13 protein-coding genes are annotated in these 16,273 nt (G+C 48.0%); 2 read left to right on the plus strand and 11 right to left on the minus strand.

The window, feature by feature from the left end:
- The first annotated feature begins 6 nt into the window (after positions 1-6).
- Together hflX and LKE33_09195 are read left to right on the plus strand one after the other, a co-directional pair.
- On the plus strand, positions 7-1,821 hold the full coding sequence (gene hflX, locus LKE33_09190; GenBank protein ID MCH3951089.1) for a GTPase HflX: 1,815 nt from the start codon (positions 7-9) through the stop codon (positions 1,819-1,821).
- A gap of 84 nt (positions 1,822-1,905) precedes the next feature.
- The gene (locus LKE33_09195) at positions 1,906-3,153 is read left to right on the plus strand and encodes a methionine gamma-lyase family protein (protein MCH3951090.1); all 1,248 of its coding nucleotides are present in this window, start codon (positions 1,906-1,908) and stop codon (positions 3,151-3,153) included.
- Between the two features lie 531 nt (positions 3,154-3,684).
- Here LKE33_09195 and lexA read toward each other — a convergent pair.
- The 11 genes from lexA to LKE33_09250 form a co-directional block, all read right to left on the minus strand.
- A complete protein-coding gene (gene lexA, locus LKE33_09200; protein MCH3951091.1) occupies positions 3,685-4,329 on the minus strand; it encodes a transcriptional repressor LexA in 645 nt (214 codons plus the stop codon).
- 437 nt (positions 4,330-4,766) lie between these two features.
- Positions 4,767-5,924 (minus strand): hypothetical protein, encoded by a 1,158-nt coding sequence (locus LKE33_09205; GenBank protein ID MCH3951092.1) that lies wholly within the window; start codon positions 5,922-5,924, stop codon positions 4,767-4,769.
- Between the two features lie 94 nt (positions 5,925-6,018).
- Positions 6,019-7,299 carry an amidohydrolase gene (locus LKE33_09210; GenBank protein MCH3951093.1) on the minus strand — a complete coding sequence of 427 codons (1,281 nt, stop codon included), beginning with the start codon at positions 7,297-7,299 and terminating at the stop codon, positions 6,019-6,021.
- 21 nt (positions 7,300-7,320) lie between these two features.
- A complete protein-coding gene (locus LKE33_09215) occupies positions 7,321-8,127 on the minus strand; it encodes an S-methyl-5'-thioinosine phosphorylase (protein ID MCH3951094.1) in 807 nt (268 codons plus the stop codon).
- Between the two features lie 5 nt (positions 8,128-8,132).
- Complete coding sequence (locus LKE33_09220; GenBank protein ID MCH3951095.1) at positions 8,133-8,798, minus strand: HAD hydrolase-like protein; 666 nt, start codon at positions 8,796-8,798, stop codon at positions 8,133-8,135.
- Positions 8,799-8,995: 197 nt separating this feature from the next.
- Positions 8,996-10,153, minus strand: a complete 1,158-nt coding sequence (locus LKE33_09225; GenBank protein ID MCH3951096.1) for a M20/M25/M40 family metallo-hydrolase — start codon at positions 10,151-10,153, stop codon at positions 8,996-8,998.
- 14 nt (positions 10,154-10,167) lie between these two features.
- Positions 10,168-11,328, minus strand: coding sequence for a hypothetical protein (locus LKE33_09230; GenBank protein ID MCH3951097.1), 1,161 nt, complete (start codon positions 11,326-11,328; stop codon positions 10,168-10,170).
- 192 nt (positions 11,329-11,520) lie between these two features.
- Entirely contained in the window at positions 11,521-13,086 is a 1,566-nt protein-coding gene (locus tag LKE33_09235) for a PTS sugar transporter (GenBank protein ID MCH3951098.1), read from the minus strand.
- Positions 13,087-13,586: 500 nt separating this feature from the next.
- Positions 13,587-14,894 (minus strand): glycosyltransferase family 2 protein, encoded by a 1,308-nt coding sequence (locus LKE33_09240; protein MCH3951099.1) that lies wholly within the window; start codon positions 14,892-14,894, stop codon positions 13,587-13,589.
- Positions 14,895-14,909: 15 nt separating this feature from the next.
- Positions 14,910-15,602 (minus strand): CDP-diacylglycerol--serine O-phosphatidyltransferase, encoded by a 693-nt coding sequence (pssA, locus tag LKE33_09245; protein ID MCH3951100.1) that lies wholly within the window; start codon positions 15,600-15,602, stop codon positions 14,910-14,912.
- On the minus strand, positions 15,599-16,240 hold the full coding sequence (locus tag LKE33_09250) for a phosphatidylserine decarboxylase (protein ID MCH3951101.1): 642 nt from the start codon (positions 16,238-16,240) through the stop codon (positions 15,599-15,601). Before LKE33_09250 ends, pssA begins: the two co-directional genes overlap by 4 nt.
- Positions 16,241-16,273 lie beyond the last annotated feature (33 nt).

Genomic DNA, 16,273 nt, shown 5'->3' on the forward strand with positions numbered 1-16,273 from the left:
TTCCCCATGGAAAAGACCATTTTTGGAAATACAGAAGGCATCAAAAAGAACATTCTTGACCGTCTGGAAGGAATGTATGATATGACGGCAGACCAGGGTCAGCTGATTTCTCATGAGCTGGCTCTGGTACTGCGTGACCTTTCGGCTGCCATCGGCCGTGAGGTCTCTATTTATGTCGACCGCAAAGGCCGCGTCATCAGCGTAGCGGTTGGATCTGACCGCAACGTAACGTTACCCGACACGGGGTCTCGAAAGAGCCGCTGGAGGCTTTCCGGCGTGAGCTGTGTCCATACGCATCCTTCCGGTGCCGCTCGTCTCAGCAGCGTGGATATTTCGGCCCTGAAATCACTGCGGCTCGATGCCATGGCTGCACTTGCCTGGGCGTCTCCCGAAGCGGAACCGCTCCTTTCCTTCGGTATGATTACCGAGTTTTCCGAGACGCTGGAACCGCGTGTTCAGGAGTTTGGTCCCTATACGGCAAAGGAAGCCGCCCATCTGCCTTTTGGCCGGATTGTGGCGGCTGTAGAAAAAATCCTGGGTAAAACCGCACATAGTCATGAAACCCGTGAGGGTAAGGAACGGGCTATGCTCATTTCCATGAGCTGGGGTGACACGAAGTCCCGCTGGTCCGCGGAGGATTCCGTAGAGGAACTGGCGGAACTTGCGAAAACAGCCGGGGCTGAAGTCGTCGGCCGTTTTGTCCAGACGCGCCCCAAGCCGGATCCGGTATATTTCATCGGGCGCGGGAAAGTACATGAAATGTCTCTTTTTGCTCAGCAGGAAGAAGTTGATCTTTGTATTTTTGATGACGAGCTTTCACCGGCTCAGCAGAGAAACCTGGAACAGGCGCTGGGCGTCCGCATCGTTGACCGTACCGGCCTGATTCTTGATATATTCGCCCAGCGGGCCCGCACGAGTGAAGGAAAACTTCAGGTCGAACTGGCCCAGCTGCAGTATGAACTGCCCCGCATTATGGGGCAGGGCATGGTGCTTTCCCGTCTGGGCGGCGGTATCGGAACGAGAGGCCCCGGTGAAACAAAGCTGGAAGTAGACCGGCGCCGCATCAGGGACCGGATTGCTTTTCTGGAAGACCAGATCCAGAAAATGAAACTTTCCCGTAAGACGCAGCAGCGTTCCCGGATAAAGCACGAAATTCCTCAGATCTGTCTTGTTGGATATACGAATGCCGGTAAATCGTCACTTCTTAATACGCTGACAAATTCCGATATTTACACGCAGGATCAGCTTTTTGCCACGCTGGATCCGACGACTCGTCAGCTTACCCTTCCTGATAAGGAAAATTGTACCCTGACCGATACCGTAGGCTTCATCCAGCGCCTGCCGCATCAGCTCGTAGCAGCCTTTAAATCAACGCTCGAAGTCGTGAAAGACGCGGATCTTCTGCTTCACGTCGTTGACTGCAGCAATGAAATGTATCATGAACAGGAACTGGCCGTTTATGATGTCCTGCATGAGCTTGGCGTCGAGAACAAGCGGATTCTGACGGTTTACAATAAGATCGATAAACTGCCGGAACATGCGGCGCTGCCGTCTCACCTGGAACGGGAAAATACGGTGGCTGTTTCGGCTAAAACAGGAGAGGGGATACCACAGCTCCTGAAAGCAATTGAAACGATTCTTAATGAAGACAAAAAAGAAGTCACTCTGCTGATTCCTTATAGTGATACCAAAACTGCTGCGACCCTTCACACGGATGCTACAGTGCTTGAAGAAACGTATGAAGCAAATGGCGTTCGAATGAGAGTTCGTATGGAAAAAGCCCGCATTGACAAAGTACGTCCGTATCTTGTCAACGGGTAAGCGTTTATTAAATTCGATATACAATTTTACATAACATGTTTGCCGCTTATAAAGTGACATACCTTAGGAGGTTCAGATTTTAGCATGATTGATTGGGACAAAATTGAAAATGACGCACTTGCCTGTGTAGCTAAAGCATCTGCAAGCCATGAGAAAGCAGCTCTTATTAACACTAAAAAGGTTCTCGATGCCTTTGCCAAACACCAGGTTTCCGACTACTATCTGAAACCCAGTACCGGTTATGCTTATTCTGATACCGGCCGTGATGAACTTGACGGCGTCTTTGCCGATATTTTCCATACCGAATCCGCCCTTGTTCGTTCCCAGTTTGTTTCCGGTACTCACACGCTGGCCGTGGCACTCCTGGGCACTTTAAAGCCCGGCGATGAACTCATTGCCGCGACCGGTGAGCCTTATGATACGATGCAGACCATCATCGGTTACCCTGTCAAGACACCGGGCTCACTTGTGGATCTTGGCGTTTCTTATAAACAGATTCCCATGAAGGGAAATCATCCTGATATCAAAGCGATTGTGGATGCCATTACGCCCAAGACGCGCATGGTCCATGTACAGCGTTCCTGCGGCTACAGCAGCATCCGGAAAACTCTGACAGTCGACGAAATCGGCGAGATTTTTAAGGCTGTCAAAGCGGCTAAACCCGATGTAATCTGCTTTGTCGATAACTGCTACGGTGAATTTATCGAAGATAAGGAACCGACCGATGTCGGAGCCGACTTGATGGCAGGTTCCCTGATTAAGAATCCGGGCGGCGGTATTGCACCGACAGGCGGTTATATCGTCGGACGCGCCGACCTTGTGGAGCAGGCTTCCTATCGCCTCACGGCCCCTGGCCTCGGCGGCGAAATGGGAGCTACCCTGGGGGACACGGCCCGCGAATTTTACCAGGGCCTTTTCCTGGCACCTCATGTGGCGCTCCAGGCAGTAAAAACCTCCATTTTTGCGGCTTCTGTATTCCAAAGTCTCGGTTTTGAAGTGTCTCCGCTGCCGGAAGATAAGCGCAGCGACATCATTCAGACGATTACACTCAATACGAAAGAAAATCTTTGTCGCTTCTGCGAAGCTATCCAGGCGCATTCCCCGATTGATTCTCATGTCCGCCCCATTCCCTCTCACCTGCCTGGTTACCAGGATGAAATCATCATGGCAGCCGGGACCTTTGTACAAGGCGCTTCCATCGAGTTAAGCTGTGATGGTCCCTGCCGTGAACCTTATAAAGTCTACCTGCAGGGCGGCCTGACGTTTGAACACGGTCATATTGCCATCATGGCGGCTGCTAAACAGATTATGAAATCCATGAAGAAAGATTAACTCTTTCTTAAATTTAAATATCTTACAGGCTCCCGCTATTTTACGGCAGGAGCCTTTTTTATATGAAATATGATTAGTTAATCATGTACGAGATAAAAAAGGCTCAAAAACGAAATTTGAAGCTCATCTTAATGAAAGGGCGAGTGTAGTCTATTCATGTTTTCTATTGACTTCAAAAATCACTTTCAAGATGAAACCAATTTTCAAATTTTGAAATCAGGACAAAAAGTTAAAAATAATTTTTCCGGTTTCGTAATTTGATTCTAATCTGGAAAATAGAGAAGATTTTTCTCAAAAATTTATAAAACACTTAAATTATCGTGAAAAAGAAAAAATTACAAACCATCAGTAAAAAATGGCCTCTAAATTTAGCTTTAGAGGCCATTTTTGATAATTATTTGATTAACTACATACAAAAACATTAAAAACGCCTCAAAAACGAAATTTAGGCCTAATAGAGGCAAAACGTCATTTTGAGGCTATTTTTAAATTTAATATTGAAGAAAAATTGGCTTTTCAGTACATTTTTCCTTAAAGAACACGGAATACACCGACGACAACACCCATAATTTGAATATTATCCGTTCCGACGATAGGATCATAATCAGGATTCTCCGGCTGCAGACGAATCTGTTTCAATTCACGGTAAAATCTTTTGATGGTAGTTTCCTCTCCGTTAATGAGGGCAACTACTACATCACCGTTGGAAGCAAAATTCTGTCTGCGGACGAACACGTAATCGTGATCCAGGATACCGGCGTTTTTCATACTGTCGCCTTCTACCGTCATCATGAAAACGTCATCCTTGGTGCCGAGCAGATCCACAGGAATAGGGTAGGTGTCTTCAATATTTTCGTCGGCAAGAATAGGATTGCCGGCATGAACAGCACCGACGAGGGGCACAGGAACCATAGTTTTCTGGCGCCAGGAGATGTCCTGGGTAATGCCGTAGGTCCGCGGTTTATCGGGGTTCCAGCTTAAAAAGCCCAACTGTGCTAACTTTTTGAGGTTATTATGAACGCTGGCACTGGAAGCAAGGCCAACAGCTTTGCCGATTTCACGAACAGCAGGAGGAAAGCCATTTTTGAAGGTATATTCCTTAATATATTCTAAAATCTGACTCTGGCGGGGAGATAATGCAGTTTTCTTGGATGGATCTGAATTACGAGCTGCCATAGGAGAGCCTCCTTAAATTTATTCTATATACAGTAAAGTATAACAATAGATTTTCAAATAGTCAAACAAATGTTTGAAAGATAGAACAAGAATCAAACATAAACGAAAAAAGCTGCAGCAGAAAAAATATAATCATAAAAGCAGAATCGAATAACATAAATACAAAAATAAAAAATAAAGATCCATATAAAAAGGAACCAATAAAATGATGCTGGAGAAATTCGTACGAGAAATAAAATTATAAAGTGAAGCAGAAATAATAAATTAATAAGCAAAGCAGAGTGCAGCCAAAGTGACCTCTCTTTTTGCGTTTTATTTTACGTCCTATAATATATATTATGTAAAATTCTATCAAAAAATATGGACACATATAAAATAACCCCGAGGCGCATGGAATCTTGTGCTCGGGGTTAATCTGAGTCAAATTTGTAATTTAATTAGTCAGCAGCCGTTGTATTTTCTTCATCCTTCAGTAACGTAAAAGATTCTACGGCCTGGCGGAAGGCTCTGAGCTTCAAATCATAGTTGATGGTATCATCCGTCTGGAAATGAAGCATATAACCTTTGCCTTGCGGGTTCAGGAGATATGCGTTGAGGATAAAGGCCTTTTTCAAATCTTCGTTATCAGTAGATTCGAAGAGGCTCCCGCGCAGGTCTCCGACCGTAATCGGTTCGTGCTTCAGGATTGTAATATTTGGTGTATACTGGGTGATTTTATTAATAAAGTTGGTTTCTGCCTGTGCGATGGTATCTTTGCTGGCATTTCCCAGTTCTCTGAAGCTGTCATCACTGAATTCCCGGATCATGAGGTTATCTGTATGGACACTGCTCAGGGATCTTGCAAAGATGACATTGTCAGCTCTTACCGTGAAGACGCGCCATCCGCTGGGAATCTCAATGCTGTAATGCTCTTTCGGCACTGTCAGAAGGTTGATATCCGGGTATCTCACGCGGCTTAATTTCATTTTTTGCGTCATGGCCTTCAGGGCTTGTCCTGCAGCATCCGCATTTTCATCAGTCGTTCTAACTGTCACAACCAGCAGTGAGTTTTTCTGCGGCTGGTAAGCTTTACCAATGATATACGGCCGGTTTGTCTTTGCCGGATCATTCGGTTTTGCACGGAACTCGTAACTTTTATCGTTGATGACGCGTTTTGGTTTTCTGGACGTTTCCTTATCAGCCGGTACCGTTTGTGTGGATTTCCCTTCCGCACGCTGACGCAGCCGGTCTAACGCACTTCCGCCTGCCGCTTCGCCGGCACCAATCTGTTCTATGGTACCGTCCTGGTCATCCTGGATTTTGGCAAGGAATTTATCGAGTTCCTTTTTCTGTTCACTGGAATATTGTTTCATTGGAACAGAAATGAAACTCGGCAGCGCGTATAAATCGGCGCTTACCATGAAATCCTGTCCGACTTTAAAACGAATTCCGGTGGACGTATGATAAATTTCTTCGCTGCCCGGCGGTATCGTGATTGTATAGCCGCCGCTCTTAGGCTGATATGTATTTGCCTTCGCAGCCAGCACCGGGATTGACGGATGAAGCGTCATCCACAGCAGCGAAGCTGTAGCTGCCAAAAAGCCTAATTTCTTCATGGCATCCCCCTCTTTACTTTTGTTATGCGATATTTTTACAGGTATTCATAAGAAAGAGAAACTTATGTTTCCACGTCTCCCCTTCTCCCTGATTTTACGCTTTTGCTTTCATCCGTTTCAAACTTTCTTCTACTTTGGCACAGACTTTTTCGATATCAATGGTCTTGTATTCGCCCTTGGCGTAGAGCAGTTTGCCGTCGACCAGTACATGGTCTACGTCGTGGGAAGATGCGGCATAAGCAAGCAGTGAATACCGGTCGTTCCGCGGGTACCATTCAGGAGAGGTCATATCATACAGGGCGATATCGGCCTTCCAGCCTTTTTCGATACGGCCAAGCTGCGGCATACCGACGGCCTGGGCCCCATATACGGTACCCATGGCAACGGCTTCCCGCGCCGGAACGGCTTTCGGATCTCCCGAAGCTGTCTTTGCCAGGAAAGCGGCCAGACGTACTTCTTCCAGCATATCAAGGTTATTATTGCTGGAAGCACCATCCGTACCGAGACCGACAGTAATGTTTTTAGCGAGCATGGATGCAGTAGGTGCAACGCCGCTGGCAAGTTTCAGGTTGCTCTGCGGATTATGAGCTACGCGGACATGATGGCGGGCCATGATGTCCATATCATCATCCGTGACATGAACGCAGTGTGCCGCAAGAGTGCCCAGTTCAAACAAACCAAGTTCTTCCATCAGGGCAATCGGCGTTTTGCCGTACTTTTTGATGCATTCTTTGACTTCCCCTTCCGTCTCGGAAAGGTGCATATGAATCTCGGCTCCCATCCGGGAAGCTTCCGCAATGACGGATTTGATATAGTCCGGAGTGCAGGTATAAGGCGCATGGGGACCGTACATGACATGAATCCGGTCGCTGCACTTGCCGTGCCAGTTTTTATAAAGCGCCGTATTTTCCTCCAGACGGGATTTTCCGTCTTCAGGTGAACTTCCTGTCAGGCCGCGGGATAAAACGGCTCTGATACCGCTTTCTGCAGCTGCGCGAGCCGTGTCCTCCATAAAGAAATACATATCGGCAAAACATGTCGTTCCGGTCCGGAGCATTTCGGCAATGCCGAGCAGGCTGCCCCAGTAAACCGCGTCCGCGTCCAGATTGTTCTCCATGGGCCAGATATGGTTCTGCAGCCAGTCCATAAGCACCAAATCATCCGCATAGCTGCGGAACAAGGTCATGGCTACATGGGTGTGGGCATTGACAAAACCGGGGACGGCAAGGTGATTGGTACCATCAATGACTTCGGTTCCCTCTGCGGGTTCTGTGCCAATATAAGCAATCTTTCCGTCCTTGATGCCAATGGAATATGTCTTACCATCATTTTTATCCAGGATTTCAGTGTTCTTGATGACTACATCATACGTCATGCTGCGAAAAGACTCCTTTCATCAAAAATCTTCAACATGGAAACCGCCGACAGCGCTTGCTGCTTCATGGCAATGACAGGTCGACATAACAGGGTCGTCATCCGTAATAAAAGCGTGCATGGCGGCGGCAATCTTCTTGCTGTTTTCTGCCATCATGGCGGTTACTTCTTCATGGGATAGAGGCGCAAAGCTGAGGCCGGAACCCATATTGGTAACAACTGAGCAGTTCGCATAGCAGATTTCGGCTTCTCTCGCAAGTTCTGCCTCGGGCATCTGGGTCATACCGGCCACATCGCCGCCCAGGCAGGCAAACATCCGGACTTCTGCCGCTGTTTCGTAGCGCGGTCCTTCTGTAACCACATAGCAGCCGGCCTTGGCATGACGGATATTTTTCTTTGTCAAAGCCCTGATTAAACGTTCCCGTACGGCCGGGCAGTACGGGTAAGCAAAATCTATATGGCAGACGGGATGATTTCCGCCGTCAAAAAAGGTGTGATCCCGCCCCTTGGTAAAGTCAAGAATCTGATTGGTAACTACAAAAGTTCCGGGCTGCAGTGCCAGGTTCAGGGACCCTACAGCGGTAAAAGAAAGGATTTCGGTAACGCCCAGTTTTTTGAGAGCAAAAATATTGGCTTTATAGGGAATTTTATGCGGCGGTACAGAATGATGGACGCCGTGGCGAGCCATAAAATAAACAGTGTTGCCGCCCACGTTTCCCTTAAAGCAATGGGCTGTTCCGAATGGAGTTTCTACATCAAGCGGTGTCAGGGAACCGAATAAAGAAGTGTCTTCTACGCCGGTACCTCCGATGATTCCGATGATTCGCATGTATTTCACCTCTGGTCGTTGATTTGTTCGATGACGTCTGCCAGCTGCGGCAGCGTCTTAATAATAAAATCGGGTTTAATGTAATGATTAAAGTACGATTCCTTTAGGGAAGACCAGCCTACTTTAACGCTGGCTTTGCAGCCGGCAGCCATTCCGCTCATGAGGTCAAACGGGCTGTCTCCGACGCAGATGCACTCATTTCCCGGTAGGCCCAGTCTTTCCAGGGCAATCCTGGATGGCATCGGATCCGGTTTATGGAGTTTGCTGTCATGGACACCGACCACGCCTTCTACATATGGAGTCAGTCCCAGACAGTTAAGGCCGCGCTCGCACGTCTCATTGGTTTTACTGGTCACAATCATGGAACGGATTCCCCTTTCCTTGAGCAGGCGGCAGCCTTCTTTTACAGTCGGAAAGGGCCGGATGAGCTGGTCATGGATGGCCAGCTGGTGAGGACGATAATAGGCCAGCATATCCTCCACTTTTACTTCGTTTCCCGCAAAGCGTGCCATAGCTTCCGGCATGGGAAGGCCGAAAGTAGCAAGGATTTCCTCATCCGAAGGTTCAAATCCTCTGAAGTGTTTTACGGTCATTTTAAAACAGTGAAGAATAAGCGGTGTGGTATTGGCCAGGGTACCGTCAAAATCAAAAAGAATGCCGCGAATGGCCATAAAAGTCTCCTCTCATGTTAATGTCTATACCTGCTTATTTTACCATAATTGGAAGGCAAAATAAAATGAAGAAGAGGCTGTGGAGAAATGAAAATTCATCTCTTCACAGCCTCTGTTTCGCAGATAAAGGCCCGCGCTGACCACAGATCAGGTAAATGCCAAACGCTGGAAACCAAAAGCGCCTTACTATTTCTCCCTTACAGACGGCAAATGGAAGCTGCCGCAAGGATGCATTTTTCAGTCAGGGATGCGACATCGGCCGCTTCTTCATACGTATGAGCGCCTGTGCCGACTACACCCATACCACAAAGTGTCGGAATCCCTGCCTGGATGGGAATTCCGGCATCGGAAAGGCCTCCGACCTGGATGCCTTCGAGTTCTCCCATTCCGCCGTCCCGGGCCGTTTCCTGAACGCATGCAAAAAGCTTTTTTACGGCTTCCGTCGTATCCATGCACGGAATCGTATGGCTGATATCGAGTTCCGCTGTTGTATCCGGGACAGTGTGCTCTTTTGTCACACGGTCAAGCAGTGTAAAGATTTCCTTTCCGATGGCAGCTGTCCGGAAGCGGATACCGATACGGATGAGGCACTCAGCCGGAATCGTATTTTCTCCAATACCGCCTTCAACTGCGCCGCAGTTAATCAGTTTGCCGCGGGGAATATCATTGGCTGCTTCCAGGGCGAGAATCTTATGTGCTGCTTCCAGAATGGCAGAACGCCCTTTTTCAGGAGCCCCGCCGGAATGAGCAGCAATGCCGTGCACCCGGATTGATACAGGGCCTCCGCCATAGCGGCCGACTACGACTTTACCCTTAGCGGGTGCCGGTTCAAAATTAAATACGGCCGCAGCGTCCTTAACGGCTTCGGCAATACGTGCTTTACCGTCGGAACGCATATGAAGCGTTTCCTCATCAGGAACAAAGACCAGTCTGATGGGCCGCTTTTTATAGCCGGTCTGCTGCAGTGCTTTCAAAACGTAGAGCGCGATGACATCGCCGCCCTTCATATCGGCTACACCGGGGCCGTGAGCAAACCCTTTATCATCAATCCGGAAAGGATTTTTCTGTGCAGCCCCGGGCGTGAATACCGTGTCGATGTGTCCCATGAGGACCACAGGAGGCTGCTTCACATCTGTATTCCACTCCCCAATCACCATGTCACCGGCATTTAAAACCTTGACGCGGTGAACGGTGCAGCCTGCTTTTCCCATCTCATTTGACAGGATATTTCCTACTCTGTTTACCCCGTCAATCTGGTCAGGTCCGCTTTCTGTATTGACAATCTGTTTCCACAGCGCAAGCATGGATTCTTTTTGATTCGTTACAAAGGCTTTGATTTCATCGAACTGGTTCACTATGATCAGACTCCTTATAAGATATTTACGACAACTCCTGCAAGCAGAACTGATGTAATCGTAACCGTCACAAAGCCGGCCACGAGCATCTTAGGCAGCATATAATTAAGCAGTGCCGTGCGTTCCTGTTGATTCTGACCGATGGCTTCAGATACTTCCTGAGAAACAAGCATTGTTGTCGGGAAACCGAACGTACAAGTAATACCGAGGGAGACGCACAGCTCAAAGGGCAAGTGGAAAATCAGGCTGCACAGGAATCCGGAAAGGAAGACACCTGCTACCCCGAGTACAGCTGTGACAACCAGTGGCGGCAATACGGAAACCACGTGAGCCGGCGTGGTATTTCCCAAGGTCGTAAAAATGACTACGGTAACTAAAAAGATAATGAGACCGCTCGATTCCGTTTTCTTGAGAATACCTGCTTCCAGAAAGCCAAGTGCGTAGAACAACATGCCCATGAGAAGGCACATGACGAGGAAATGAACCCTTCCGCCTGTCAGCTTGGAAGCATAGAAAGCAATGGAAGCCACGATACCCAGTTTTGCCAGGTAAACCGAAGGCCGATCAAACAGGGACGGAAGCTTCATCGGTTTTTTTGCTTCATTTTCACTTTTTTCCTGGCTGTACAGCGCTACAAATTCGCTGTCTTTCCGCAGCTTTTTGGCAAGACGGCGCAGCATCATGGAGGCGACCGGAATGCCAAAGAACTTCTGGGTAACCAGAAGTACAAGGCAGAAGGTGGCTACATATTCTATGCCTTTTTTCTTAGCTCCGTCAAGCATAATCAGCGTCGCTGCGTTGCCGCCCGCAAAAATCGGCGAACCGGCAATAGCAAGTTTAGCGTCAATAAAGTGCTGACCAATCAGGATAATAGCAGCAACGGAAATGACAACGGCGGCCATGGAAGTCACAACAACTTTCCACTCCCGTTTCATTTCTGCAAAATCGATGGTTGTGCCAAGGGACACAATAAGCATACCTACCGTAAGCATACCCATTCCGGGAATCTGGGCAATCTTGATGATGTCCTTAGGGAACAGACCGGACCAGAAACCGGCCGTCAAAATAACAGAAATTCCCAGGACGGTCGATAAGACGGCACGTGTACGCAGAGCAATGATTTCGCTTACAGCGTATACGATAAACAAAACAGTGAGCGCTACAATACTAGGCATAGACAATATCTCCTTATATTACACAGATTGTTTTCATTATATATATTTAAGATTCATGTTGTCAATTTTTTGTCACAATTTCTAAAGCTTGCAAATAGAAAGCCTTCCTTATGAGGCGGAAGGCTTTCTAGCATATAGAATCATTTAATTTGCAGATGGGAGCGTCAGTTCTTTGCTCCCCCACTCCCCTCTTTACGCTTTTTCTTCTGCTTTTGAGTTATGCAGCTTATTCGCTGCTACAGTGATGCAGAAAGCACAGAAGGCAGAAGCAAACATACTGATGATAAAACCGAGCCAGTTATTGGACAGTGCGGGGGCTGCAAGACAAGGTACGTAAGCAGTTCCGTGGACATTGAAATAACCGACGAAGAGTCCGCCGATGCCGGCTGAAAGAATGGCTCCGATCATGACCATCTTATCGGAAAACATGAAAGGATAAGCGGCTTCGACAAAGGTACCGAAAGCAAGGTTAATAAAGAGGCCCGGTACGGCAAGTGCACGGTCATCTTTGCGTCTCGGGCTTACCACGTTAGCGAGGGTAATACCGGCGGAGACCATGACGAGGCCTACCATATCAATAGCCCCCAGGAAGGAGCTGCCCGTTTTTTCCATTTCGAGCATGATAATCGGCAGAATAGCAGCATGGTACATGCCGCACATAATAGCGGGCCAAATCAGAAGTCCGGCGATGACGCCGCACAGAATCGAACTCATGGCAAGAGCTGTATCAATCAGGCCGCGGATGCCGTCGCCGACGAAGGTAGCAAAAGGCGCAATGAAGAGGTATACAATGAGACCAGCAATCAGACCCGCAATACCGCCGGCTACAATGTTAGCCGTAGTCGCCGGGAAGTTCAGTTTCAGGCAGCGGATAAGCAGATATTCAACGAGAGCGCCGGCAATGATACCTCCAATCATGCCGCCGATAAGGCCGCCTTTGACGGACAGGATACCGGTCACAACACCTGCGACGATGGCTACATCGCCCAGACCGGAAATCTGATGGCAGGCAATGGTAGCAACGATGACAGGCAGCGCGTCAATCATTGTGTTAAATATCTTTTCGAAATATTCAAGTCCCGGAATCTTACTGATAATCAGAGTCAGTGCCATAGCGATAAAGCCGGGCAGCGAAGCCATCAGGACACCGTGCAGACTGATGCGGGACATGAGGCTTCCGTGCTTCATGTTCTGTGTATCACCTTTACCGATAGCCGGGTGGTAAGAAAGATTCCATTCTTTGGCGAGGGCAAAGACATTGGCAATGGCTCTTGTCCGATTCGTTGTACCGGTAGTTCCCGACACAGCGACAACGTGAAGCCCCATTGCTTCCGCCTGGGCCATGGAAGTACCGCCTGTACCGACTGCCGTCAGTTTGACTTTAGAAGCTGCTTCGAAGGCCTTGGCATTGGCGCCTTTCGGATCGGCGCTGACCAGTATGGCACCGTCTATTTTCTGGCTGGCGATTTTATCGGCAATCACAGCGTCTTCTTCGGCAGCCCGTGCGTTGACTTCGGCAAGAGTCCCCTGGAAAACAAGCGCCGGTTCCGAGCCGTTCCAGGTCCACAGTCCGGCCTTGTCTTCAGGTTTGATGCGGTCCATAGAAGTACTTGCCGCAATAAACTGGATGGCGGCCACTTCCATTCCTGCCGCTTTGATCTGACGGACGAGTTCGCCCAGAAGATTCTCAGGATCCTTACCGCCCAGATTATAAAGATTTCCGCCGCTGCTGCCTAATACAGCAATTTGTTTTGCCATTCTAACTTCCCCCTCACATCATAATTCTTATGATTTCTTCCTTTGATGTATACAAGAGTACAATATTTAGGATACACACTTTAGTACGGTATGTCAATAATACAATAAAGGAATAAAGAAATTAGCACCGCCAAAAATAAAAAAAGTTGATTGGTATATACGGGTTCTATTGTCAGATACTTCTCATGACAATAAAGAATTTTATCCTGTGGACGGTGCGTAAATGACGCTGTGACCGCCAAGGCGGCTGGCCTGCGGCACTAGCTTTGGTTGCCTTCGGCAACGGAATGAGGTGTTATTAAAATGGTACACTCCCATTTTACTTTCTAAGTGATAGCTTTCTTCACTGCTTTATTACATTCAAAATACTGTCTGCCTGCTCACAGATGGCGCGTAATCCGAATAAAAAAATCATCCTTTCCGGATACAGAAAGGATGATTTTCATATCTTAATTTAAAGGCCCGAGGCCTAACCAGCGCCGAATAGCTGCGAATCTTTGTTATCGAGACTGTGCTTTCTTCTTTTCTTCCCGCTTGGGAAGCACAATCTGCTTCGGCCCCTTATCAGAGCTTTCCGGTACCATGACATCGTTGAAGCTGATGCCGCGCGTATGCAGCGTGTGGCTCCAGACGTGCTCATGACGATGCAGGAACCCGAGGAACGTAATGGGAATCCAGCTATACACGAAGACCGGATAGAAAATGGTATAGAACCAGGACTTCGGAGCTGCGTGAATTTTGAGCAGTATAACCGCCGGTACCACGTACTGTCCGACGCCGATGACCTGCCAGATTTCATAAGGCAGGATTGCATACAGGACGTTCGTATAGAAAGGTACAAACGTGTAAATGGTACTGCAGATAACAAAGAAAGCAGAAACCAGCAGGAAGTAAGGCTGAATCAGGTCAATGACACCGTCCAGAATGACGATATCATGCTTTTTCAGTCCTTCCTTCAGGAGCTTCGGAATGTACCGCTCTCCCACATCGAAATGGCCTTGTGCCCACCGTTTACGCTGATTCCATGACTGTTTAAACGTCAGGGCCTTTTCATCGTAGACAATGGCAGAATCGCACCACGTCGTAGGAATCCCTTCCAGGAGAGATTTCATGGTAAATTCCATATCCTCAGTCAGGCACGTGGCCTCCCAGCCGTATTTCTTTAAAATATCGACGGAAATGCACATGCCCGTACCGCCCAGGACACTGGACAAACCGATATTATATTTGGCAAGGGACCAGCAGACGTTGGTAATCCAGAAAGAAATGGCAAATACACCGCTGACCCAGGTGTCATTCGGATTTTTCGAGTCAAGATAGCCTTGAATCAGACGTTCTCCCTTGCAGTAACGGGAGTTCATTTCCTTCAGGAAATCAGGATGAACGAGATTATCGGCATCGAAGATGACGACGGCGTCATACTGCTTTTCCATCTTGAAAATGCGCTGGAACATCCATTCAAGTGCAAAGCCCTTCCCCTTTTCCGTATCGTTGAAACGTTCATGAACGATAGCGCCTGCTTTTCGGGCTACCTCTGCCGTATGGTCCGTACAGTTATCGGCGACGACGAAGATGTCGTACATTTCATCCGGGTAGCGGAGCATGCGCAGATTTTCAACGAGCTGTCCGATGACGCGTTCTTCATTATGAGCAGCTGCAATGACCGCAAACGTCGTTTTCGGGGTTAAGATCTTCTTTTCCTTTTTACGGGGTAAAATCCCAAAAATGGAAAGCGTAAAAAAGTAAAGCGTAAAGAAAACGATGAGCACTTGCAGAGGAATCATAATGATGTCAAAATAACTTCCCATAGCAATGCGCTCCGATCATGCTTCTGTTTGTTTATTCTTACCAGTAGCTTTCACATAAATGGCGTTTAACACACCGCAGAGGGTATACGTGAACATAATGACAAAAGGCCAGGCCGAGAAATTCTTCAGCAGCATAAAAGCCCCGATGATGAAAGAAATGATGACGGGAAGTTTATACAGCGGGTTTCCATGCCCCTTGAAGTCAGGATAACGGACATCACTGTACATCAGCTTGGCAACCGCCAGCGTCAGAATGGCCGTCCCGACAGCCCCGAACTGGAATCCGGAAAGGACATAGGTCACGATAACGCAGGCACCTGCCGGTGCCGGCATACCTTGAAAGTAACCGTGAACCACACCTGTATTGACGTTGAAACGAGCCAGTCTCAGTCCTGCTCCGAAGGTGAAAAGAGAAGCAATGATCTGCCCGGCAAGGCCCAGCTCTGTCATGGCATACGTATAAATCAGAATAGCAGGAGCCATCCCGAAGGAGCAAACATCACAAATAGAATCCATTTCCTTGCCGAAGTCACCGCTGACGCCCAGGAGACGTGCTGCGCGGCCATCACAGGAGTCCGCACAGACTGCAAGGATAATGAAGATAGCGGCCCGGGAGAACTGGTGGTCCATCGTCAGGAATATGGATAATACACCCAGAACCATACTTAAACCACTGATGCTGTTTGGAACCATACGTTTATAATTCATTCTGCGTTCTGCCTCCCGATAATAGTTATACCGCCTTTTACCTTGTCACCTTTGCGTACTATGACTTCTACATTCTTAGGCATAATAAGTTCTGTACTGGATCCCAGCTTGATCATCCCGTATGTTTCCCCCTGAGCAAGCTCTTTGCCGAGAGAAGTCCAGGATACAATGCGACGCGCCAGGATGCCGGCAATCTGAACCACCAGGACACGATTCTTACCGTTATCGAGACCAATCGCCATGCGTTCATTGACGACCGGTGCCGAACCGCGGTACGCTGGCTCAAATCCGCCGCACGTATAACGTTGGTATTTCACAACGCCGCGCATCGGAGAACGGTTCGTATGCACATTGAAGATGGAAAGGAAAATCGTTACTTTCTTAGCTTCTTCATGAAGAAATTCATCATCATAGAAATCCTCTACAGACATTACCGTCCCATCTGCGGGAGAATACAAGATATGATTATCTTCCTTCACGGGACGATAGGGTTCCCGGAAAAAGAAAGTAATAAATATCGTAACCAGGGCCGGCAGCACAGCAAAAATCGGTCCAATCAAATAACCGATCAGCAATGTGACCGCCAAAGCTCCGAAAATCATAGAGTATCCTTCTTTAAGGATCTTAAAACTGCTCACGCCCTCACCTCCATCATCCGACTATTATAATAC

The sequence above is a fragment of the Acidaminococcus sp. genome (assembly GCA_022482815.1).
GTDB lineage: Bacteria > Bacillota > Negativicutes > Acidaminococcales > Acidaminococcaceae > Acidaminococcus.